The organism is Candidatus Diapherotrites archaeon (assembly GCA_016205145.1).
Classification (GTDB): Archaea; Iainarchaeota; Iainarchaeia; order Iainarchaeales; family JACQJH01; genus JACQJH01.
Genome location: JACQJH010000001.1, coordinates 590,414 through 612,963 on the forward strand (window position 1 = coordinate 590,414; position 22,550 = coordinate 612,963).

A 22,550-nucleotide genomic window follows, 5' to 3' on the forward strand; every position below is an offset into this window, starting at 1 on the left:
AACTTGGAATCACTCTAAGTAGATTGCCGGCTTTCCGGGAAAAGCGTTTTTCGCCTTTGCCGCAGGGTCGAAACTTGTTTTTTCGGCTTCTTCAACCAGAACTTCCGCGCCGAATTCCGATTCAAGTTCCTTAATGTAGAAGTCAAGACATTGTTTTTCGTTTATCTGCGTTACTGCCTGCATTTCAACCGCTTTCCTGATGGCCTGCGAAACAAATGCCGGGATCTGCGGGCCGAGCTTTTTCAGTTCAGCGTCAGCCATGCACGCGCGGATCGCCTTTCCGACGTCCGGCTTTCCCTCTTTTTCGATTTCGGCTTTCACGATTTTGAGGCTTTTCCATTTCCATTCAGGCGCAACGTAAAGCACGATTTTTTTCGGCTTTTCAAGCTTGGCTATGCCGATTATCTGCATTATGTCCTGGCGCACGCTCTGGAAAAGCTCCTCGGCTTTCTCCGCCTTTTCGTCAATCAATTTTTCATCGGCCTCCGGCCAGGCAGCTTGCGCAACAAGCCCTTTTTCGCCGAGCGATTCCCACAATTCCTCGCATACGTGGGGTGCGAAAGGCGACAGCAATTGTGCGAGGGCCTTTGCGGCAAATGCGAAAGCAGGGCTTTTTTTGTCATCTAATTTCTGCATTGCTGTGGCAAGCTGCATTGTTTCCGAAATCGCGTAATTGAATTCGAATTTTTCGATTTGTTCGGTCGCGTTCCTTATCGCGCGGTTGGCTTTGCTGAGCAGAAGCTTTTCTTTCTGGTCGAAGGCTTTTCCGGAAATTTTTGTTTTACTTTTTGCCCCGGCCTTTGCCGCGCTTTTTATGGCATGGGCGTTTTCCTCGAACAGCAAATGAACTTTCGCCAAAAACTTGTACGCGCTTTCAACCCCGGCATCGCTCCATTCGAGTTCCTTTTCAGGCGAGGCCGTGAATAAGATGAACAGCCTTGCCGTGTCCGCACCGAACTTTTCGATTATCTCTTCGGGGCTGACGACATTGCCCAATGATTTGGACATTTTCACGCCGCCCTTCAAGACCATTCCCTGTGCCAGAAGGCGCGAGAACGGCTCGTCAAATTCCACCAAACCCAAATCGCGGAGTGCCTTGCAGAAAAACCTGCTGTACATCAGATGCAGGATTGCGTGCTCTATTCCGCCGATGTACTGGTCGACCGGCATCCAGTATTTGGCTTCGGCTTTTGTGAATGGCTGTTTGCTTTCTTTCGGCGAGCAGTAGCGCAAAAAATACCATGAACTGTCAATGAACGTGTCCATTGTGTCGGTTTCGCGTTTCGCTTTCGCATTACATTTCGGGCATTTAGTTTCAACAAAGCTTTTGCTCGTCGCCAATGGATTTCCTCCGGCGGAAAAATCCGCGTCCTGAGGAAGCCTGACCGGCAAATCTTTTTCCGGCACCGGAACCGTGCCGCATTTTTCGCAGTAGATTATCGGAATCGGCGTGCCCCAGTATCTCTGCCGTGAAATGAGCCAGTCGCGAAGCTTGTAGTTTGTCTTTATCCTGCCCCATTTTTTCTTTTCAAGCCATTTCGAGATTTTTTCAATCGCCTTGATGTTATCCAATCCGCCGAATTCTGCGCTGTTTGCAAGTACGCCTTCATCGACAAACGCTTCCTTCATTTCATGCGCATTAAGCGTTTTGCCTTTTGGCTGGATGACGACCTTTTTCTGCAGGGAATACTTGTCTGCAAATTCAAAGTCGCGCTGGTCGTGGCATGGCACGGCCATCACGGCGCCCGTGCCGTATTCTATCAAAACATAGTCGGCGATGAAAACCGGGCAGACGTCGCCGTTGACGGGATTTGTGAAATACTTTCCGATGAACAAACCGTTTTTGGGCTTGCCTTCAGCAGTGCGCTCTATTTCGCTGAGCCTTTTGACTTCTTCCTTGAAGCGCGCGACATCGGCTTCGTATTCCGTTCCTTTAGTCCACTTTTCCACAAGCGGGTGCTCCGGCGCCAAAACCATGTAAGTTACGCCGAACAACGTGTCCGGTCTTGTGGTAAAGCATGGAATTGTTTCCGATGAATCCTTTTCCTTGAAAAAAATTTCAACGCCCGTGCTTTTCCCGATCCAGTTGCGCTGCATTGTCCTGACGCGTTCAGGCCAGTTTTCAAGCTTGTCCAATCCGGACAGCAGTTCGTCGGCGTAGGCGGTTATTTTCAGGTACCATTGTTCAAGGTCCTTCTGCTGAACGTCGGTCTGCGAGTGCCGCCAGCATTTTCCCTGCTGGACCTGCTCGTTTGCAAGCACGGTTTCACAGGCCGGACACCAGTTGACCTTGGATTTTTTCTTGTAAACAAGGCCTTTTTTCAGCAGCTGGAGAAAAATCCACTGGTTCCACTTGTAGTATTCCGGTTCGCATGTCCTGACTTCCCTGTTCCAGTCGTAGCTGAAGCCAAGCTGTTTCTGCTGCCCCTGCATTTCCGTGATGCGCGCATTCGTCCATTCGCGCGGATGCGCCTTGCCTTGGATTGCCGCATTTTCCGCCGGCAAACCAAAGGCATCATAGCCCATTGGATATAGGACATTGAACCCGCGCTGCCGGTAGTAGCGTGCCAGCGCGTCGCCTATCGCGTAATTGCGCACGTGGCCCATGTGCAGTTTGCCTGAAGGATAAGGGAACATTTCCAGGACATAGTATTTTTTCTTTCCCTTTTCCGGTTTTGACTCGAACGCCTTTGATTCATGCCATTTCTTCTGCCATTTCGGCTCGATGGCCTTGAAGTCGTAGGGCATAGCAGAAAATAGCGAAAAACGGTTTAAAAGGATTTGCGGCGGGCGGAAAAAACACCGTTCAGGTTACCATTGTGGCCTCTGTTTTCCAGCCCAATTCAACCAGTTTTTCCACGTTTTTTCTGCCGGTTTCAGTGGAATTGTCGACCCATATTTCTATCTTGTCGCCGCGCGGGCACTGGCACGCCATGCAGACAATTGTTCCAGGCGGTGCCGGAATGTTTTTGTATGAAACAACCGGAATGCCGTGGACGATTGAATAATATTCCTTTAATATTTCTTCTTCTGTCGGCGCCCTGATGTAAACTCTGTTCAGGTCAGCATGCCATTTCTCCCACGGGTTTTCGCCGCATTGGATCGGCGCGTATGTGAGGACGGTTGTCGAAACATTTTTTTCGCCGATCGTGAATTCATCGCTTTGGGCTGTTGAGCCGTTCCCTTCCCAAATTTTTTCATTGTCATAATAGGTTATTCGCGCCTTGAATGTTCCGGTTGCCATGGTCTGCACCGGCATGGGTTCGCCGTTGACCCATTCCTTTCCGTCCCATTCTATTTCCCTTGACTGGCCCGGCTTCAGTTCGTCCGCGCTTGGCGCGCATGCCGCCATTATCAGGGGATTTGAAATCTGCACCGGCTTCCATTCCCCGTTTTCAAGGCGGATGATTGAAAGCGGCCCGCACAGCACTGTGCCGGGCTGGATGAAAACGCTTTTGTCCGAATCATTTGTCGCGGTAATTTTCACGGTTTCGCCCGAGGAATAGCTTTGCCTGTCGGTCTTGGCTTCAACTTTTCCGTTTCCGGGTTGTTCGCGTATTTTGACCAGCACATACATTTGCCTGATTTCCTTTGTCGGCTTGACGCTGTATTCAGATGGAACCTGTTCGTCGTACCAGCTTTGCGGCAGCACGTAACTCAGGCGCTGCCACGTCCCGGCATTTGTCGGATAAAACATGTTCTTGTACCAGGCATTCGCAAAAGCGTTCGCCTCGCTCTTGGTGAAGCCTTTGCTTGTCAGGTCGTTTTCAAGCAGCTTTGCGTCGGGCGTGAAATCCTTCAGTTCAAGCGCGACAGTTTGCCCGGCATCGATTTTTTCGGCTGTTGCGGCTTCGACATTCGTTTCCCAGAACCCGCCGCCGTTGCTTGCAACAAATCTTGCATTGTAAACGGCAAAATCGTTGCCGTTGGTGAGGCTTACCGAATTGCCGTTTCTCTTTGCCTTGACCCTGTTTTCGAATTGCATTTCTCCTTCGTAAAACAAAAATTTGTGCTTTTTCCCGTCGATCCACAGGTCATCCGAATCAACGTTTCCGAGTTGCGGTTCAATGGATTCGATCGGCGGGCGGTAACCCTTGCTTGTGGCAAGTGCCCTGGATGGTGTTTCCTGTTTCAGTGAAACACTGCTCCAGCCCGCGGTTTTGCCGTCTGCGGTTCCGCCGGGATAGACGTCCGTGACCTTTCCGCTTGGAAGGGTGTATTTCGCCGAAAATTTGTCAACATTTTTTGCATGAAAGTAAACAATTGGAAGTTTTACCATTGCATCCACTTCGGGCCTGCTTGTCAGAATCGCATTTGATTCGTTTTCGTGGGCTTCTATTACGCCCCACTCGTGAGCCTCGAATTTGTAATCCGTGGGTGGCGGTTCATTGTCTGGAATTTTTCCCGGATATTTTTCGAAAACAACGGGTTTTGCTGTTTTTGGAATCTTGATTATGTGATATGGCTGCACGAATGCCTGCGTGCACATTGCACCCTCCGAAGGTTCCGGCTTGTCGACAAGCGCGTAAACGTTCGACTGGGTCTGGCGCACATCCTTTATTTCAATTGTGTAACAGCCATTCGGTTTCGAACCGAGCGCTGCCGCAATGACAGTGTATTTGTCAAAATCCATTTCAGGCATCTCTGGCTGCGGCGAAACGTTCTGCTTCAATTCCGACCAAAAACCGGCGAAGGATTTGGCATCATTGAAGACAAGGTTTCTTGCAGCCTGGATTCCGGAATTCTGGCCTTTTTCAACGGTTTCAAAGCCGACTTTTTCAATGCAGCCTGCCAGAACAAGGATTGAAAGCAGTGCGAGCGCGGCCAGGATTTTTTTCATCAAACCACCATTTGTTGCATTTTTGCCTATACGCACTATGGCTTTTGGTATTTAAAGGGCTTTTTGTTTGCTTAGGTAAAAGGCTAACGCTGGAATTTGCCTTGGAAAATCAGTTGGAAAGCAGGTGCTTCAGTTTCTGTGAATTCTGCGTTGAGCCGCGCGCGATTTTCGCGTTGCCGCCGCCTTTTCCGCCGGATTCCGCGAGGATTTTCTGCAGTTCGGCCTGCGCGTTTGCACTGCTGTCCCGGCCCGCGACTATTGCAATGCCTTCTGGCGAGCCGAGCAAAACAATTGCGTCTTTTCTTTCCGAGGCGATCTGCAATGCAAGCTTGAACAGCAGTTCGGAGTTCATGTTGTCGAAGAAATGGCCGATCCTGCCGCCGTGGGTTTGCAAAAGCTTTTTGACCACAAGCTCGGAGAGCCTTTCGTTGATCTGGCTGATTTCCTTTTTCTGTTCCTTCCATTCGGAGAAAAAGCGCTGCGTCGCCTTGGGCAAATCCGGCACCGGCACGTTGAGGTTTTGCGCGGATTCTTCCAGCAATTTTTCCTGCTGGTGCGAATGCCTTATCGCGGCCTCTCCTGCAACATAGACAATTCTTTCGATTCCGTCCTGCACGCCTTCGCGTTTCACGATTTTGAATGCGCCTATTTCGCCTGTCCTTGAAACGTGCGTTCCGCCGCACGCTTCCACGTCGATGCCTTCGACCTGCACGACCCTCAATTCTTTTCCTGGCACATAGCCGCCCTGGTAGAGGCTGAAGCCGAATTTTTCCTCGGCCTTGTTGCGCGGCATGAAAGAAACTTGCACCGGCACGTTCTGCTGGATGAAAGCGTTCACCAGAAGCTCGAGCTGGTTGAGCTCTTCGCGCGAAATTTTCCTGAAATGCGTGATGTCCAGGTGCGCCTTGTCCTCGCCCTTGTGCGCGCCGGCCTGCCAGATGTGCCTGCCGAACAATTCCTTGCTTGCCGCATTCAGCAGGTGCGCGCCGGTGTGATGCGCCTTCAATTGTACCCTTCTTTTCCAGTCGATTTCCCCGAAAACCTTTTTGCCTTTCCTGAATTTTGAAGCGTCTTTGACTTCGTGCAGTACAACGCCTTCAATTTTCTGCGTGTCCAAAACCGGAACGCCGTCGATTGCGCCGGTGTCGCCGGCCTGTCCGCCGCCCTCGGCATAAAACGCGGTCTTGTCCAGAATGAGATAGTTTTCAATCGTTCCAAGAACGGTTGCATTGAAATTGCGCAGATTCTGGTCCTCGTAGTAAAGCATTTTCGTTTTTTTGAAGCCGGAAACGTTAAGCGCTTTCTGTTTCGCCTCGTCTTCCTTTTCGTTTTTCCTCGCAACCGAACCATAAAAGTCGTCGGGCGCGCTGAATTCAAAGCCGTGCTTTTTCGCAATCTCTTCCACCAGTTCGAGCGGGATGCCGTCGCTTTCATACAGCCTGACAAGCTCCTTTTCATCGATGCTTTTGCCCTCGCTTTTCTTCCTTTCAACCAGGGCGGAAACTTTTTTCTGGCTGAATTCGCGCAGTTCCGAGAACTTTTTGCGTTCTTCGGCTATGACGTCAATCGCCGTCGAAACGCCTTCGCCGACGGTGTCATCAAAGCCCTTCAATTGTTTTGCGTGCCCCGCCAGTATTTCCTCGAAATCGAGATTGAGGCCGAATTCCTCGTTGAAGCCGAAAACCCTTCTCAGAAGAAGGCGCAGGTTGTACCCTCCGCCGGCATTGCTCGGCAGCATTCCATCCGTTGCAGTGTAAAGGATTGTTTTGGTGTGGTCGGCGATGGCGTAAACCGCCTGGAGGCGGCGCATTTTGGAAAAGAGTTCTTTCTCGTCGAAGCCAAGCTGTTTTGCGATTTTCTTTTTCTGTTCGCCGATGTTAGATGCTTCGTCCACATTGAGGCTGCCGGACAGCTTTGCGAATTCAAGCAGGAGCTTTTTGTCTATGTCTATGCCGGCGGCTTTTTTCATTTTTTCCGCGACCTGTCCGAAAGTGATTTCATAGCTTGTCGGGTTTCCGTTCGTGAACCACGCCAATCTCTCCAAACCGGCGCCCATGTCAATCACGCGCGTTGAAAGCTCCTCGAACTTTCCCCCGCCGAGTTCCTTGAACTGCATGAAAACGCAGTTTCCCAATTCCAAGCCGTTGCAGAAATATTCTATGCACGGGCCGAAAGTTCCGCCGCCGGCCCAGACGTCTTCCTTGAAAATCACTTCCTCTTTTTTTGCACCCAAAACCTTTGTCACGTAAGTGAAATCATGGTGCAACGCCTCGTCTTTCCAATAAAAGTTTCCGGTCTTTTTAGAGTTGAATGCGTGCTGGCCGAACATGACAAAGCACGTGTAATGCGAACCCGTAACGCCGACATTCGTGATGTCGCCGAACCTGAGGGAAGTCTGCGGCACTATGAGGGGGTTTGCCGGCGGCTCGATTTCCCCGGAAACCACGTACGGCTGGAAGTCTATGATCGAAGCGTTTGTGAAATAGAGGTCGTCGCGCCACCTGCAGACAGTGGGATAACGCTTGATTTCGGTGTGCCCCTGCTTTTTGAAGTATTTTGCTATTTCGGCCCAGGTTTCAGTGTAACCCAGCCTTTTCGTCGGCTTGCCTATGAAACCGTAGCCCACGCATTTCGAGTCAGCGCAGATTTCCCTGCCCGAATCGAGGGTCCAGAAATGCGTTTTGCAGCTTTTGCACTGTTTGCGCGAATAGCCCTTTTCAATCAGGGTTTCAACCTTGTAGTGCTTCTGCCATTCCTCGGCAAACTTCTTGCGCAGAATGGTCTTGTCCATTGCCATGGCGGTTCACTTTTAGATTTAAATCCGGACGCTGTTTTAACCTATTAGGCGTGCAAAGATTTAAAATCATTGGATTCGAATTGTTTGCATGCGACCCAGGCGCAGGATAAACCGGCACATGATTGCGCGCAATCGTGCCACGGTGCGGGCCAGGCGCAGGGAAAAATCCCGGGCGCATGCGGAAACCTCGCACATCGAAAATCTGCGCACGGAAAGAGCTGCCGAGCATGAGCAATTTGTGATGGCTTCGGGGGACAGGACAAGCCTTCTTGAGGGCATTGAAGCAAATCTTGCCGGCATGGTGCGCTTGCTTGGGCGCGGCAGGCGGTTTTCGGACTTGCATATGCATGCTGAGGCGGCAATAGGGGGTTTTGAGCATTTGCTTGAAGTGGGCGGCCTGTCGGACTTGCAATCCCGTGCATGTTCGGACTTTATTGAAATTTTGAGGCGCGAAAACTTGTCCGCTGAGGACGTCCTGGGCGTCTGGCGGAAAACGTGCCTGCTTAAACTTGATAACTCCTGATTTTTTCCCGGTTGCAATTGGAAAAAGCGTTTGGCCGAAGATTGGGGCCAAAAGTAAGGGCAGCGGGTGGTAAGCCGCCTTCTGTTCTGAACTGGCATCCGTCTAAGCGTGCGACAAAGGCACTTGCACTGCAGCCTTTTCCGGCCGTTTCATCCTCGCGAAAAGAAGCTCAATTTTTTATCATCGTGCCTTTCCGCGGGTTCGTTTCTGTTCCGGAAAACCGGGAAACCCTTTCGGGTTCCCTTGGCTTAAGCAGTGGGCGGACTTTCCTCAGCCGAAAACCATTGAAGGTTTTTGCCGCATTGAAGCGGCTTGGCCGTGAGCCAGCCTCCCGCTACCCTATAAGAATTGGCTTTCGAGGGCTTAAAAACCTTTGTTTTTTGGCTTTTTTTCCCGCCGCAAAAAACCATCGTTATGTTTAAGTTAGATGGGTATTTAAGCCATTGTTTGAAAAAGTTGGGTTGGTGGGGGTAATGGCGAATCATAGTCTGCGCCGCGCGCGCAAGCCGGCAATTCCTGTGCTGTTACAGCTTGTAAGGGAGCCTGAAAAGGAGGTTGCCTTTGCCAGAATCGGCGGCAGGTGGCAGTATATCCGCGGCCAGGAACGCACAAGGGCGAGCGTTTCATGGTATGCGGAATACGAGCATTCCCTGCATTCGCACACCGAAGGCATCAGCGTCAGGCCGTTCAGAATCCGCGGAAAAGAATTCGAACTGCTGGAAGAGGCGCACGAGCTTTACACGAGCCCATGGGATGTCATGGACCTGCTGAATTTCGGAAAATCCGGGGACATCGCTTACATGCTCGATGGCAGGGTTGCGGCATACCTTTTCCTCAAAAAAATTCCCGGCACTCCGCTCGGCATTCCCACAAGAAAATTTTCAAAGGCCCAGAAAGCGCTTGTGAAAAACCTTCTCGACTGGTACTGCCTGAGGCGCAAAATCAGGCTGGAAGGCGTTTCCGCAAGGGATATGAAAAAGCTTTTGCAGGCCGTGCATTTCATCAGGCGCGCCAAAAACTGGGCTAAAGCAGGCCTGAAAGCCGAATGGGCGGTAAAGCACGGCTTCAGGCGCGTGAGGAACAGGCTCGGATTCGATTACATTGTCAAAGACAGGCAATAGCCTGCCTGTTTTTCCAAAGCCTTATCCTTTCTTTTCAAAACGAATGTTGTATCCGGCTTCAATGGAATTTCCCACCGGAATTTCGATGAACGTGCCGGCAACCTTGCAGCCCCAAAATCGCTTTTCCTTAGAGATTTTCTCAAGGAACCTGAACCCCTGTTCGTCCATGTTCGCATGCCACCTGTGCTCTTCGCCGACTGCAAACCAGAGCCTGACCGAAAGAAAGGCCCTGCCGCCATCAGCGAGGCAGGCGCAGATTTTTTGGAAAACCCTTTCGGTTTCGCCCACCTCATGCAATGCGCGGAAGGAAAACAGAATGTCGATGTTTTCCGGCAAATCCATTTCGACTGCGTCGCCTTGCAGGAACAAGTCAAACTGGTTGCTTTCAGGCTCAACCAAATCAACGCCAACGCAAAAAACCCTTTCGCCGAACAGCTTTTTCAGTTCGGCCATCGCCTTGCCGGAACCGCAGCCCAAATCCAAAATTCTCGCGCATTTCTTTTTCTGCAGCACTTCTTCAGCCAGCGCCTTGATTGTACTGCCTTTTGCAATCTGGTCAAGTATGCGGTCGTATTCCGCAAGAGACTGCTGCATGTCGACAATGCCGAGCGAATACTTTTTCCTCTGGTCTTCGGCTTCCGGCCTCACGTGCATCACCCCCGGTTAAATGACCGCCGCCTGCCCTGTCTTTTTGAAATGCCGGTCGCCGGTGAAAATTCTGGCCTCTTGCTCTATCGCCGTCGCCAGAATTATCGAATCAGCGAGGGAAAGGCCCAATTGCAGGCTGAGTTCTGCTGCATGAATTGCGGTCCTTTCTGTAAGTGCCAGTACAGTGGTCGAATCTATTATGTGGGCAATTGCAAGGAGTGCCTTCTTTTCGCCGGCATCCCTTTTAATCTTCTTGAAGACTTCAAAAAGCACGATCGTCGGAGTGAAATGCGTTTGCTTGGATGCCTTTTCTATAAGCGGCGCATACCTGCCGGCTTTCGGGGCATTTGCAAAATACTCTATCCAGCCACTGGAATCAATCAAAACGTTCACTTTCATCCCTTACATTTTTGTTTGAAATGCCTGCCGCCATGCCGCGCAATTCCTTCAAGGTGCCGATTTTGACAAGCTCTATCGAATTGCCTTTTTCTATTATTGCGAGCTTCTCACCCGCTTTCAGGTTCAGGTTCTGCCTCGCTTTCTTTGGAATGACAAGTTGGAATTTGCTTGATAAAGTCACAGTTTCCATAAAACCACAGCAATATTATCGGCAAAAAGGCAGATAAATCTTACCTTTTGTCTATCGAACATGTTTTGTAAGATTTATGTGAAATCGCCAAGGCTTTTCTGGGTTTTCGCACCTTGCACGTGCCGGACTTCTTTTTCCGACAGGCCCGACAACGATATTCCGGCGCGGCGCAGGGCAAGGCCCCTGTTTTGTTCGAAAAGCCTTTCAAAAAGCTCTTTTGCAGTCGCATTAATTGCCTGCAGGCCGTCAGTGGCAGCTTCCAGGGTTTTCGCGCGCGAAAACGATTCCAGTTTGTCGGAAATGCCGATTATTGACACGGTTTTGAAGGAAACGCCCTGTTTTTGCACGCGCTTATGCAGGTCTTCGGCAAGCCCTTCAATGAATTCCGCAACGTCTTTTGCATTTACGGCATCCTTTTTCATTGTGCCGATGCGCGACAACTGCTTCCTTTCATGCTCCTCGACTTCGCGTGAATCCCTGCCTTCAGCAAACTCCTTGAAAAGCAGCGCGCGCTTTTCGCCGCAGATTCCCTCAAGGCGTGCAAGGCTGAAACTGTGCAAATCCTTCACGGTCTTGACGCCTTTTTCCGCCAATGCTTCCGAAGTTTTCGGGCCGATGCCGGGAATCTTGTCAGCGGGCATCGGAAACAGGAATTCTTTCTCATGGCCGGCTTCAATGACAGTTAAGCCTGCTGGCTTCTTGAATCCGGAGGCGATTTTTGCGACCATCTTGTTCGAGGCGACGCCCACACTGCAAGTGAGCTTTTCCTTTTGCAAAAGTTCCGCCTTTATGTGTTCAGCGATTTTTTTGCCTTCGCCGATTTTGCCGTCTGCTCTTTGGGAGACATCAAGATAGGCCTCATCGATTGAAACCTGTTCAAATGCATCCGCATTTTTTCGAAAAATCGCCATTATGCGGTCGGACACCTTTTTGTAATGATCCCTGTCCGCCTTGAGAAAAGCGGTTTCCGCATTCGCCCTTTTTTTCGCGAATGCGAGCGGCATTCCGGAATGGATGCCGAGGGCGCGGGCCTCATAATTGCAGGTAGCCACTGCACCGGAAGTTTCGGTGCGGCCAGAATACATTCCCACGACAAGCGGCCTGCCTTTCAGCTTCGGGTTCCGCAGTTCTTCCAGCTGGGCATAAAAGTAGTCCAAGTCAATGTGCAGGATTATGCGCGGCATGCAAATAAATTTGGCCGCCAAAGTTTAAAATCGCGGCTGGTGCGCCTTTCACCTGATTGCGGTGCTTGTTTTTCAAACAGCCCTGATTACTTTTTAACAAAAACAAGCAATTCAGGAGATTCTCTGAATGTTCCGGCAACCAATGCGGGATTGTCCAAAAGCTGCAAAAGCCATTCCGGAGCGTTCCGTCTGGCATTTGCACTTATTTTTCCTCTAATGTTAAGTGGAATATTGGAAAACCATGCGGGGCGTTGCGTCTTGTTGTGCAGTTCTTCCATGCCATTCGCCGAAAGCACTCGTTCGCGCGCATCTGAACGCTTATTGTGCAGGTCGTGCATAATCACCAAGTGCCCGCCGGGCTTCAAAACCCTCACTGCTTCGGCAATGATTTTTTCAACTTCGGAGTTGGGCAGTTCCTTCAATTCTTCTGCATTCAGGACGTTGTTGAAGTGCACGCTGTCAAAATGGCTGTCAGGAAAGTTTAGTCGCTGTGCCTCCATTGAATGGACTTCGACCCCTTGGGACATTAGGTCTTCCCGCACATGCCTGAGCTCTGCTTTGGCGCCATGCTTTAAATGTGCGGGAATCCCGTTCAAAAAATGTCTTGAGGAATCAATCGCCACGTAATGCGTATCAGGGGGGAGACTGGCCCCGTTAAACCTGAGCCTTGTTATGAGCGGGCAGTTTCCGTGTCCCACTTCAAGAATTCTGCGTTCAGGCATTCCTATCGCTCCGGCAGTAGTATTATTGGTGCCGGCTATTTATGCTTATAGGCTTGCTTTTTGTTTTGGTTGACGCGTTTGGCCTTCCGCAGGCTAGGGCGCAAAAATTGCATGGAAGCTTTTGCTTTGCGCAAAACCTTGGAAAATGGCTTGCGCAGAAGCTTTTTTTGCATAGGCATTTATCCCAAGCGGTTCCGGACGGACTTTCGTTTCATTGTTCGCATAACAATTAACTCTGGAGAAATCCTCGAGTAATTAGTACTGCTGGACTGAAGCAATCGCCGAAGCTTTTGCCGTACATCCGCAGCCTATCAAACCCGTCTTCTACGGGCACTCTTGTCCCTACAACCAAAGCTTTGCGGGCAATGGCTTTCGGGAATGATTGTCTATTTTTAGGGGTTGCCTCAAGCTTAGATGCTTTCAGCTCTTATCAACTATGGCGTGGCTACCCAGCATCGCCTTGTCAGACGACTGGCAGACTAGTGGCCACGGCTCAGCGTTCCTCTCGTACTCACTGAACCTTCCCCTCAGACAAATCGACACTTCCAACAGATAGTATCCAAACTGGCTCGCACCGTTCTCAACCCAACTAACGTAAGGCTTTAATGAGTTAACACCTCCACCCTTGGCCGCTTATGCACGGCCAGGATGCCTTGAGACGACGGCGAGGTCTCAAACCGCGGGGTCGATGTGGACTCTCACCCGCGACCAATCAATTACCCCCAAGGTAAGTTCACTGTTAGACCAGGGACCCATTAAAGGTCACACTGACGTTCGCTAAACCCTTCTTTCGAACCCGCGTTCCTTGCTGTGTAGAACACGGTTAAGCCTGCTTTTGCTTTTCTACTCTACGGCGAATTTCTGACTCGCCTGAGCAGACCTTTGGACACCCCTGATATCTTTTCAGGGGCGTGCCGCCCCAGCCAAACTACCACATCAAATGCTGTTCCTTTGCAGGTTAGAAACACAGTCCCAAAAGGATGGTGTTACATTTTCGCTCAACAGCACCCGAAGACGCTGTCTCGACGCTCCCATCTACGCTATGCTCTCAAAACCGTGTCTCAGCATCAGATTGTAGTAAACCTCTGTGGGGTCTTCTCTTCCCGTTGGAAGTCCGCGGCATATTCACCGCGCAGAGAGTTCATCGGGCTGTGGATAGGGACATTGGGGATCTCGTTGCTTCATTGGTGCAAGCCGGCAATAAACCGGCAAGGTATTACGCTACCGTGAGAGCCTCAGAGTTAGGCCCGCTCTTCACCAGCGCTTAGGCCCCTTGAACGGGGTTTTCACGTACTGGCAGTGAGCAGAAGTCAGCCCCTATACTCACCTTTTCAGGCTTGCAGGGACCTGTGTTTTTAATAAACAGTCGGACCCCCCTTGTAACTGAGACCTGCAATGATCAATTGCAGGCACCCCTTATACCGAAGATACAGGGCTAATTTGCCGAATTCCCTTACCCACTTTGTTCCCGTTACGCCTTGGCCTTCTCAGCCAGGGGCACCCTTCCCGGTTCTTGGTACGGACACGCAAAATCCTTGCCTTTTTTCTTTTCATGGGCACCAGGCCTCGGCAAAACTTGCGCTATTCCCGGCTTTAATCCATTTCTCAACATTACGTTTCTCCATGGATTTATGCCGGTTAAACAGCCCGACGGGGCTGCTTTGCCTAGCCCAATGCGTCGAAAAAAAGCCTATCGTTACCGAAAACGTATTTGCGTGGCACAGGAGTATGAACCTGTTTCCCTTTCGTTGCATCCATGTTATGGTGCAACTTAGGACCGGCTAACCCTTAGCTAATGATTAGCGCTAAGGAACCCTTGCCCTTTCGGCGCAGCTGATTCTCACAGCTGTATCGTTATTACTAGCTCTAGGATCCATATCTCTGGCAGCTCCAGACGCTCTCACGAACGCCCTTCCGCGCCACCAGAACACCTCCTTACCGCAACATTCGACTGAATGTTGCCATGGATATCGGCAACCGGTTTAGCCCAGGTTATTTTCAAGGCCATTATCCTCGATGGGTGAGCTGTTACGCTTTCTTTAAAGGGTGGCTGCTTCTAAGCCAACCTCCCCATTGTCTTTGGACAATGACGCTTTTCTGTTTGACACTTAACCGGTATTTGTGGGCCTTAGTCCATGTCTGGGTTGTTCCCCTCTCAGACGCCAAGCTTACCCCGGCGCCCCTACTCCGGCCTTCTACGAATGCGATAGCTTCGGAGTTTGACAAAAAAGCTACCCCTTTCGGGGCAGTACTTTCTAATCAGTATCTCTACACCATCACACTTCTCCAGCCAGGCTAGCCTTAGAGCTATTTCAGGAGGAGCCCGCTATCACTAGGTTCGAATCGCCTTTCACGCCTATTCCCATGTCACCCAAGCAGATAGACTAACACTGGTTGCAGGCTTCCACCCCCCGGACGGAGGGTTTCACCTTGCAAAGGAATAGATCACCCAGTTTCGGGTCTTATGCCTGTGACTTAAGCGTTTATCACTCACAGCCTTACCCTTGCGGGCTGCGCTGTCTTGGCTTCCCTGCGGCTTCTCCCTTAAAAGGATTAGCCTCGCCACAAGCACAAACTCCCTAGATCGTGATTCAAGACGAACGGCATGACACTGATCAGCAGGCCTTGCTTGCAAAATTTCTTTTGCTCGCTTAAACCCACCTCGTTTCTTTAACGCCATGCCCTCCTATTACCGTTCAGTTTCAAGTGCTTTTCAGCTCCCGTTAGGGATGCTTTTCAACGTTCCTTCACAGTACTAGTTTGCTATCGGTCTCAAGACGTATTTAGGGTTGGAAGTTAATGCTCCCATGTTCCCACGCAATACCCGATGCGCGGTACTCTTTACAGCCGAATCATCCTCAGAGCCATTGCCTACGCGGCTATCACGCTCTACGGCACGGCTTTCCAGCCGACTTAAGCTCCTCTCCTTGGATGTACGGCCAACCACATCTCCGCAACATTGCTGCTGCGGATTCAGTTTGCCCTGTGCTGTTTTCAGTCGCTCTTACTAACAGCATCCCAATTGGTTTCTTTTCCTGCGGGTACTAAGATGCTTCAATTCCCCGCGTTCATCTTCCTTGCGGAATAATTCAGGTATCCTTGGTTCAACGTTTGCATGCAACTCGCCAAGGCTTATCGCAGCTTGCCACGCCCTTAATCACCGCTTGAGCCCAGTTATCCACTAAACGGCGTTCACGATTTTTTCCAAAGCCAGAAATAACGAACAATGAATGAACTTTCTGTTCGGAACCGCTTTGTGGGAATGCCTATGCATGGGGGCAACTTCGTTTCCCCCTATTACCCCCTTCCTCTTTTGAGAACGTAGGAGATAAAAGAAAGAAAACAATGCTACTCCCCCATAGCCTTCCCCTTGCGGAAAAAGCCATGGTTTGCTTCCATGAAAACTCCTTTCAGAGAACTAATCATGGGAGGGCCAACGGCCCAGGTAAACGCACTGATGAAAACCGCAAATGCGGAAAAAAATATGATTTTACTTCTTCGCTTTCTTCTTCGGCCAGCCCTTCGGCCTGGCTGCAGGCGCTTCAGGCTTTCCGCCAAAAACGCTTTTCACGAAATCCATGAAACCCATTGTTTCAGACTCCCTTTTTTTCTTTTTTTTTTACCCGGCACATTGCGAAAGCAATGCGCCTTGGTTTCGGCACACGCGCCCGAAAGCGCGTGCTTGGACCCGACGGGATTCGAACCCGTGGCCTCCGCGATGCAAACGCGGCGCTCTACCAGCTGAGCTACAGGCCCTGGCCGGTTTCGTCCGGCCGGTCCGAAGTTGAGGGTTTTCGCAATGCTCAAACCCTCTGCCGGCCAAAACAATATGCCAGGAAGACTTTTGCCCAAACTGGTTTTTATCTTTTGTGCCACGGGCAAAGCCCGCGAATACCTATGATTTGCCAACCATTAAGCGGAATTGCTTTGACCTAGTGCTTACTCGGCGTTTTGCGAAGCAAAACGCCTTAGTTTCGCTTCACGCAGCCGAAACTGCGTGCGGTCGAAAGCGCGTTCGGGAAATTATAGGTTTGACTCAGCAAGAAAGTATGTGCGCAGTCGGGGCCGGCCGAAGCCGGCCCTTCCTGCTTTGCCTGAATTAATCAGGCAATAAAGGAGGTGATCCGTCCGCAGGTTCCCCTACGGACACCTTGTTACAACTTAGCCCGCCTTGCAGAACCCAGAATCGATATTCTCTTGCGAGGATAGCTCATCAAGGCTCTACTCAGCTGGCTTGATGGGCGGTGTGTGCAAGGCGCAGGGACTAATTCACCGCGCGATTATGACGCGCGATTACTGGGGATTCCAAGCGTTCATGAGGGCGAGTTACAGCCCTCAATCCGAACTGCGGCTGGGTTTAGGAGATTGCCTTCCCCTTTCGGGGTTGGAGCCCATTGTCCCAGCCATTGTATGCCGCGTGTTGCCCAGGGCATTCGGGCCATACAGATCTACCGTTGCCCACTCCTTCCTCAGCATTGCTGCTGCAGTCCCAATAGAGTGCTCACCTCAAAAGAAGTGATGGCAACTATTGGCGTGGGTCTCGCCCGTTACCTGAGTTGACAGGACGCTTCATAGTACGAGCTGACGATGACCATACAACACCTCTCAGCGCGTCAGGAAAGCCCTTCAGACTGTCCATCATCCTGCTGTCGGCCCTGGTGAGATGTCTGGCGTTGAATCCAATTGAACCGCAGCATCCACCCCTTGTAGTGCGCCCCCGCCAATTCCATTAAGTTTCTATCTTGCGATTGTACTTCCCAGGCAGTGGACTTAACGCCTTCGCTTCGGCACCCCGAGTCCACTTAGGAAACGGGACACCTAGTCCACATCGTTTACGGCTGGGACTAACCGGGTATCTAATCCGGGTCGCTCCCCCAGCTTTCTTCTCTCACCGTCAGAACCGTCCTGGCAAAGCGCCTTCGCTACTGGTGGTCCTTCTGGGATCATAACATTTCACCGTTACCCCAGAAATTCCCTTTGCCTCTTCCGGTCTCAAGCCCAAAAGTTTCCTTGGCCATTCAATCAGTTAAGCTGGTTGATTTCACCAAGGACTTTTTGAGCCGGCTACAGAAGTTTTAGGCCCAATATTAGTGGGCACCACTAGTGGATTACGTGTTACCGCGGCGGCTGGCACGTATATTGCCCCCCACTTATTCGCCAAGCTGTTTGAACTTGGCAAAAGCCAGCATAGCTGGCACTCGCAATCCCCCTATCACACTTTCGTGCATTGTAAAGGTTTCGCGACTGCTGCACCCCGTAGGGCTAGGACCCTTATCTCAGTGTCCTTCTCCGGGCTACCTCTTTCAAGGCCCGTACAGATCGTAGGCTTGGTGGGCATTTACCCCGCCAACTACCTAATCTGCCGCAGACCCGTCCTTGGGCAAGAAGCAGCAGCAATAGCTGCTTTTCTTTGGGCAAAAGCACATTCCAGTTGCGATTGCCTATGTGGCATTACTCCCACTTTCGCGGGCTTAACCCCTCCCAAGGGTAGGTTATCTACGTGTTACTGAGCCGTCTGCCAAAGTCCTTGCCGGACTTTCAGACTTGCATGTCTAAATCGGATTGCGATAGCGGTACCCTCCAGCAGGATCAGCTGGCATTGGGTTTGAAACTTCAATAGAATTGGTTTGCTTGCATTTTTGGCTTGCTGAGCCAAATTGCCTATTTCCCGAGCCTTCCACTCAAACACAAACACGGTTTTTGCAAACCATGAAAGCATCTGGCAGGCATCATACCCAAAACAACTTGGGTACTCATGGAGACACGCAGCGCATTGCTTTTGCAATGCGCTTATCGCACCGTCCCGCCGAAACGGGACAGGCGTGCCTTTTGTGAGTTTAAACCAAGAGCGCCAAAAGGCACTCTTGGAATAAAAATCCCTAATTGCCATGCGTCAAATCGGACGTCATTGCATGGCAACAACAAAAACCGTACCGGTTTTTTTGCCCTATATACATGCACCACCCGCTCTTTAAAAACCTATCGGGCGGGCCGGGCTTGTTTAAAAAGTTCCAAGCGCGGGCTTTTGTTAAAAAAGCCCATAAATTGCTTTTTATGTTTTTCCGCCATAAATTTTCAAATGACTAATGCGGATAAAGGGTATAATTTAGTCAAAAAACTCGATAATGGAAAAATTGCTTGTTATCAATTTGAATTTGAAGGAAAACCTATTGCGGCATATATAGGGGTTACAGTTGCAAGTGAAAACAAAATTGGTGGAGGCGGGAAAGTGGGCGCAAATCCTCTTGACCCTTCAATAAGTGCCCAAGCTATGAAAGAAAACAAAACAGAATACCAATGGGAAAAATATACGACTTCTGCATTTGCGGCAACCCACCCAGAAATCAGAAGTAAGGAAGTAAGATTGGAATTAGATAGGAAAGTTACTCAGATTTCAGGAGTTGCTGTAATGAATGCTCCGATTCAAGAACTCCCGCCTAACCAAGCTATAATTACGCCTTCGGGGGCGCTTTTGTCTACTTCTACAGGAACACTTCAAGCCAATACTGATTTTACCCTTGATAAACTAAAAAAACATTTTACTAAATATTGAAACCATTTCTAAGCCCGCATGCAGGAGACTGCAGGAGGAAGTCTTTTAAAGAGAAACACACACCTATAGTGCAGGAGAGTGCAGGAGACAATGTACCCAACTATACCTACTTTAGCCACATTACCAGAAGGCCTTAAACAAGCAGTGGCAGAAAATGACTTGCCATTAGAGGTAGCACTCCAATTAACCAAATTGAATAACCCGTTTGTAAACGAGAAAATGGTTCAAGTGATAAAAAGAAAAAAGAAATATGAAAGAGACCTTTTGAAAAATGCTTTAGCTGCCGTTAAAAAAAGTAGCCAAATGAAAACCAAAATAAATGGATTAAAAAAAATAGTTGATTCAGGAATAACTCTCTCTTCGGTTTGGGATTTTGGTAACAGAGATAACTATGCAGGCGATGCAAATTTTTATGGAAATGCTCCAACCCAAGTCGTTGAACAGTGTATTCTGAGGCTTACTAAAGAAACTGATTTCGTTGTAGACCCTATGGCTGGTTCTGGGACAACAATCGATGTATGTAAGGCATACAACCGAAAAGTCAAAGCGTTTGATTTAACTCCGACCAGAAAAGAAGTAGTCCAAAATGATAGTAGAAATATCCCTTTGAGAGATTTTTCTACAGATTTAGTTTTTCTTCATCCGCCTTATTGGGATATGGTGAAATACTCTATAAAACAAAATGACATATCACGACTTCCTCTAAATAACTTTTTGGATAGTATGACCCAAATCATAAATGAATCTCAAAGAATTTTGAAAAAAGATAAATATCTATGTATCTTGATAGGAGATATAGTAAGAAAAGGAAAATTTATTTCACTATCAAGAAAGTTATCAAACATTTGTGAGAACGCAGGATTAGAAGATGCTGGATACGCAATTAAGATTACAAAAGATTCTACCAGCCAAAGAAGAAGAGGAAAAGCTATATACGCAGAACTTGCGGCAACAAAAAATTTGAAGCAAAATCACGATATAATTATGTTTTGGAAAAAATGATTATTCTTTTGATATTTTTACCAATTCATTTTTTTGTTGTTCGGTTTTACTTTTTTCATATTCTTTTTTTCCATTCACAAATTCTTGAACTGCATTGTCAGGCAACGGGTGTACCCCTTTCCCATCAATTCGTGCCATTTTTATTTTTCCGCCTACGTCACCATCAATACTAATTGTTTCAACCATTGTTTTAGCAACTAAAAAACACATTTCATCTACTCCATAATTTTTATCATATTCTTTTGACAGGATATAACGTGCAATGAAGGGTTTGCCTTCAGCAACTGTATTATCCCCTCTTCCCGAGAAAAACAAATTTTCACTTCTTAAAACATAAATTTTTGGCATAACTTTAGTTTTTATTTTATCTAACCCTGCGATAATTATTGTAACGCTTGGAAAACTTTTACTTCGTGGGTTTATAGTATCTGATATATGGGAAATTTCTTTTTTACAAAATCTTTTAAATTCAGAAACAACATCAGTTACATACCATTTTTTTGTTTTTGAATATTTATATTTAAAATCTTCTATTAACTGCATGGCTATCTCAGGGTCACCTGCAACTAGCGCACAAGAATAATCAGTCAATTGAATCATTTTTTGCGCAACTAAAGATTCCATTCTCGAACCGTCGTTATCTACCCACGTTCCTTTACTATCCGCAGCGAGAACTAAATAATCTTTTCCAGATACCGCAATAACAAGTGTCATACTTTCACGTTTCCTTATTTACTCTTTGTGTCACAAGACTTGTTACAATTTGATTAATAGTTTTATTTTGCTTTTTTGCTATTTTTTTTAATTTTTCAAATTGCTCATTTTCTAAGGAAACAACAACTAAGTTTAATGTGGCTTTTAGCTCCTTTGACTTTTTTAATCGATTAATTTGATTTTCTATTGAGACCCCGCGATTATTTTTTGCAAACCTTATCATATCCCTTGCATCGTGTGCACTAAGCCCAACTATTGAGTTAGCAATTCTTATTTGGTCTTCTTTGTTTTTGATTGCTAACAGCCTCCAACCCAAGTCTTGAGTAATTTTATTTTCTTTTATTAATTGCTTTATCTCTGATGGCAAATCTAAAAGTTTTATAGTAGAACGAACCATTTCTCTGGACAATGAAAGCAACTTTGCAACTTTTCCATCAGACTTATATTTATCTTTAAGCTCCTTGAATTTTTCGGCTAAAAATATCCAGTCGTGGGTTTGTTTTCCTTTTGCCTTAAAATTAGAATATATGATGGCAAATATTTCATCTTCATCAACTTTTTTAGTCATTCTTCTTGTCCCCTAACGTAACCCTTGATTATTTCGGTGAGAAGGTCTTCTATGCCAATTTTATTTTTACTATTGTTTGCAATTCCTTGAATTTTATCGAAGTCAGACCTATCAACTAAAACAGTGAGTTTAATTTTTCTGGAAGGTTTTTTTGCCTCGGCTAATATTTCTTCAATAGATGCATCTTTATTTTCCATACCCACATCTAGTATATTATCCCATTCTGGTTTTGTCATTCCTATCATATGTCTTGCAATTTTCACGATTTTTTCCGATTTTGGCCAAAAAGCAGTAGTTAATTTATAGGCTTGTTTCGGGTCAAGTTTTTTTTCAGCTACCATGTCTCTTACTTCTTTTGGTATGATTCGGTAAGAGAGATATTTAGTAACTGTTTGAAGAGATAAACCAACATCCGCAGCTACTTGTTCTAATCTCTTTGATTGCGTCCCCGTATACTTACTAAATAATTCATCACATACTCTAATAGTGTCATTATACGGCAGTTTTGTTCTATTGACATTTTCAGAGAATGAAATAATTCTTTTTGTTAACTCATTAACATTATTGATTAATATTGCTGGAATTTCTTCTCGTTTTAATTCTTCGAATGCCCTAAATCTTCTTTGCCCTACAAGAACTTTGAATTTTTTATTTCCTTTTCCTTCGGTTAAAAGTATGGGGTGGATAAGTCCGACATTTTCTATACTCGCTTTTAGCACATCTAGATTATTTTTTCTACCTTCAGTTCTAACATTTAAAGTGTCAACTTCAATATCGTTAATGTTTGCTTCAAAATATTTTCTATCTTTTATATAGTCAAGTGTAGCCATATAGTCACCTAGTGGGTGGCATTCCAATTATCTCGTAAATTTTTCCATTCTTCAATAGTTATTTCTTTTCTGCCTAATTTACTATTTATCTCAGAAATAAAATCGCCATAGTCTTTAACTTTTTTATCTTTTTGTTCAGCCTTTTCCACTTCCGAACTTAACTGTTCAATATCTTTGATGTCGTGATTTATCGAAAAGTGTTTCAGGATATCCTTAAATTCGCATTTACAAATTGGGCAAAAATTATTTGTCAATCTACCACCTTGTTTTTTGTCTTTTTGAAACCCCTTTGACTTAAAGCCCACTTAAAAAGCTTGGTTGGGCTTATTTGATTATTTTCAAGAAACTTCTTTTCATCGTTAGTTAAGGAAACGGAAACCCATTTAATTCCAGAATTAGCCATATATGCCAAATTATATAAGTTATACAATAACTTTAAAAGCTTATTATATTATATAA

General features: G+C 47.6%; 16 protein-coding genes, 1 tRNA gene, 1 rRNA gene, 1 other RNA gene and 1 other annotated feature. Of the genes, 4 read left to right on the forward strand and 15 right to left on the reverse strand.

All coding sequences use genetic code 11. The annotated features are described in order from the left end of the window. Window positions 1-9: 9 nt before the first annotated feature. The 3 genes from HY394_03030 to HY394_03040 all read right to left on the reverse strand — a co-directional run bounded on the left by HY394_03030 (window position 10) and on the right by HY394_03040 (window position 7,637). Entirely contained in the window at window positions 10-2,748 is a 2,739-nt protein-coding gene (locus tag HY394_03030) for a leucine--tRNA ligase (GenBank protein ID MBI4052987.1), read from the reverse strand. A gap of 58 nt (window positions 2,749-2,806) precedes the next feature. Beyond that, window positions 2,807-4,840: a protease complex subunit PrcB family protein gene (locus HY394_03035; protein ID MBI4052988.1), complete on the reverse strand. Its 2,034-nt coding sequence runs from the start codon at window positions 4,838-4,840 to the stop codon at window positions 2,807-2,809. 109 nt (window positions 4,841-4,949) lie between these two features. Next, window positions 4,950-7,637, reverse strand: coding sequence for an alanine--tRNA ligase (locus HY394_03040; GenBank protein MBI4052989.1), 2,688 nt, complete (start codon window positions 7,635-7,637; stop codon window positions 4,950-4,952). A gap of 88 nt (window positions 7,638-7,725) precedes the next feature. On the opposite strand from HY394_03040, the gene HY394_03045 reads away from it, so the two are divergent. Then, window positions 7,726-8,160: a hypothetical protein gene (locus HY394_03045; protein MBI4052990.1), complete on the forward strand. Its 435-nt coding sequence runs from the start codon at window positions 7,726-7,728 to the stop codon at window positions 8,158-8,160. Window positions 8,161-8,218: 58 nt separating this feature from the next. Here the strand turns inward: HY394_03045 and rnpB are convergent. Then, window positions 8,219-8,499, reverse strand: an RNA gene (gene rnpB, locus HY394_03050) — RNase P RNA component. Between the two features lie 134 nt (window positions 8,500-8,633). On the opposite strand from rnpB, the gene HY394_03055 reads away from it, so the two are divergent. Beyond that, a complete protein-coding gene (locus tag HY394_03055; GenBank protein ID MBI4052991.1) occupies window positions 8,634-9,281 on the forward strand; it encodes a hypothetical protein in 648 nt (215 codons plus the stop codon). 21 nt (window positions 9,282-9,302) lie between these two features. On the opposite strand, the gene HY394_03060 is transcribed toward HY394_03055, so the two are convergent. The 7 genes from HY394_03060 to HY394_03090 all read right to left on the reverse strand — a co-directional run bounded on the left by HY394_03060 (window position 9,303) and on the right by HY394_03090 (window position 18,026). Then, the gene (locus HY394_03060) at window positions 9,303-9,935 is read right to left on the reverse strand and encodes a class I SAM-dependent methyltransferase (GenBank protein MBI4052992.1); all 633 of its coding nucleotides are present in this window, start codon (window positions 9,933-9,935) and stop codon (window positions 9,303-9,305) included. Between the two features lie 9 nt (window positions 9,936-9,944). After that, window positions 9,945-10,313 carry a type II toxin-antitoxin system VapC family toxin gene (locus HY394_03065; GenBank protein ID MBI4052993.1) on the reverse strand — a complete coding sequence of 123 codons (369 nt, stop codon included), beginning with the start codon at window positions 10,311-10,313 and terminating at the stop codon, window positions 9,945-9,947. Then, window positions 10,306-10,518 (reverse strand): AbrB/MazE/SpoVT family DNA-binding domain-containing protein, encoded by a 213-nt coding sequence (locus tag HY394_03070; protein MBI4052994.1) that lies wholly within the window; start codon window positions 10,516-10,518, stop codon window positions 10,306-10,308. The genes HY394_03065 and HY394_03070 overlap by 8 nt, the downstream gene beginning before the upstream one ends. Window positions 10,519-10,592: 74 nt before the next feature. Beyond that, window positions 10,593-11,702 (reverse strand): DNA polymerase IV, encoded by a 1,110-nt coding sequence (dinB, locus tag HY394_03075; protein MBI4052995.1) that lies wholly within the window; start codon window positions 11,700-11,702, stop codon window positions 10,593-10,595. Between the two features lie 86 nt (window positions 11,703-11,788). Next, a complete protein-coding gene (locus HY394_03080) occupies window positions 11,789-12,424 on the reverse strand; it encodes a class I SAM-dependent methyltransferase (protein ID MBI4052996.1) in 636 nt (211 codons plus the stop codon). Window positions 12,425-12,812: 388 nt separating this feature from the next. Further along, window positions 12,813-15,612, reverse strand: a sequence feature (possible 23S ribosomal RNA but does not have good blast hits on one or both of the ends). A 495-nt stretch (window positions 15,613-16,107) separates the two neighbouring features. Next, window positions 16,108-16,180: transfer RNA gene (locus HY394_03085), tRNA-Ala, on the reverse strand. A gap of 358 nt (window positions 16,181-16,538) precedes the next feature. Then, window positions 16,539-18,026 (reverse strand): 16S ribosomal RNA (locus tag HY394_03090). Between the two features lie 477 nt (window positions 18,027-18,503). On the opposite strand from HY394_03090, the gene HY394_03095 reads away from it, so the two are divergent. Together HY394_03095 and HY394_03100 are read left to right on the forward strand one after the other, a co-directional pair. After that, window positions 18,504-18,977, forward strand: a complete 474-nt coding sequence (locus HY394_03095; protein ID MBI4052997.1) for a hypothetical protein — start codon at window positions 18,504-18,506, stop codon at window positions 18,975-18,977. A gap of 78 nt (window positions 18,978-19,055) precedes the next feature. Then, window positions 19,056-19,979, forward strand: a complete 924-nt coding sequence (locus HY394_03100) for a hypothetical protein (GenBank protein ID MBI4052998.1) — start codon at window positions 19,056-19,058, stop codon at window positions 19,977-19,979. On the opposite strand, the gene HY394_03105 is transcribed toward HY394_03100, so the two are convergent. Genes HY394_03105 through HY394_03120 form a run of 4 tightly spaced genes read right to left on the reverse strand, consistent with a single transcriptional unit; the run spans window position 19,980 to window position 22,396 of the window. Beyond that, entirely contained in the window at window positions 19,980-20,693 is a 714-nt protein-coding gene (locus HY394_03105) for a hypothetical protein (GenBank protein MBI4052999.1), read from the reverse strand. A gap of 4 nt (window positions 20,694-20,697) precedes the next feature. Then, window positions 20,698-21,261: a hypothetical protein gene (locus HY394_03110; protein MBI4053000.1), complete on the reverse strand. Its 564-nt coding sequence runs from the start codon at window positions 21,259-21,261 to the stop codon at window positions 20,698-20,700. Continuing rightward, window positions 21,258-22,091 (reverse strand): ParB/RepB/Spo0J family partition protein, encoded by an 834-nt coding sequence (locus HY394_03115; GenBank protein MBI4053001.1) that lies wholly within the window; start codon window positions 22,089-22,091, stop codon window positions 21,258-21,260. Before HY394_03115 ends, HY394_03110 begins: the two co-directional genes overlap by 4 nt. An 8-nt stretch (window positions 22,092-22,099) precedes the next feature. Next, window positions 22,100-22,396 (reverse strand): hypothetical protein, encoded by a 297-nt coding sequence (locus tag HY394_03120; protein ID MBI4053002.1) that lies wholly within the window; start codon window positions 22,394-22,396, stop codon window positions 22,100-22,102. Window positions 22,397-22,550: the final 154 nt, after the last annotated feature.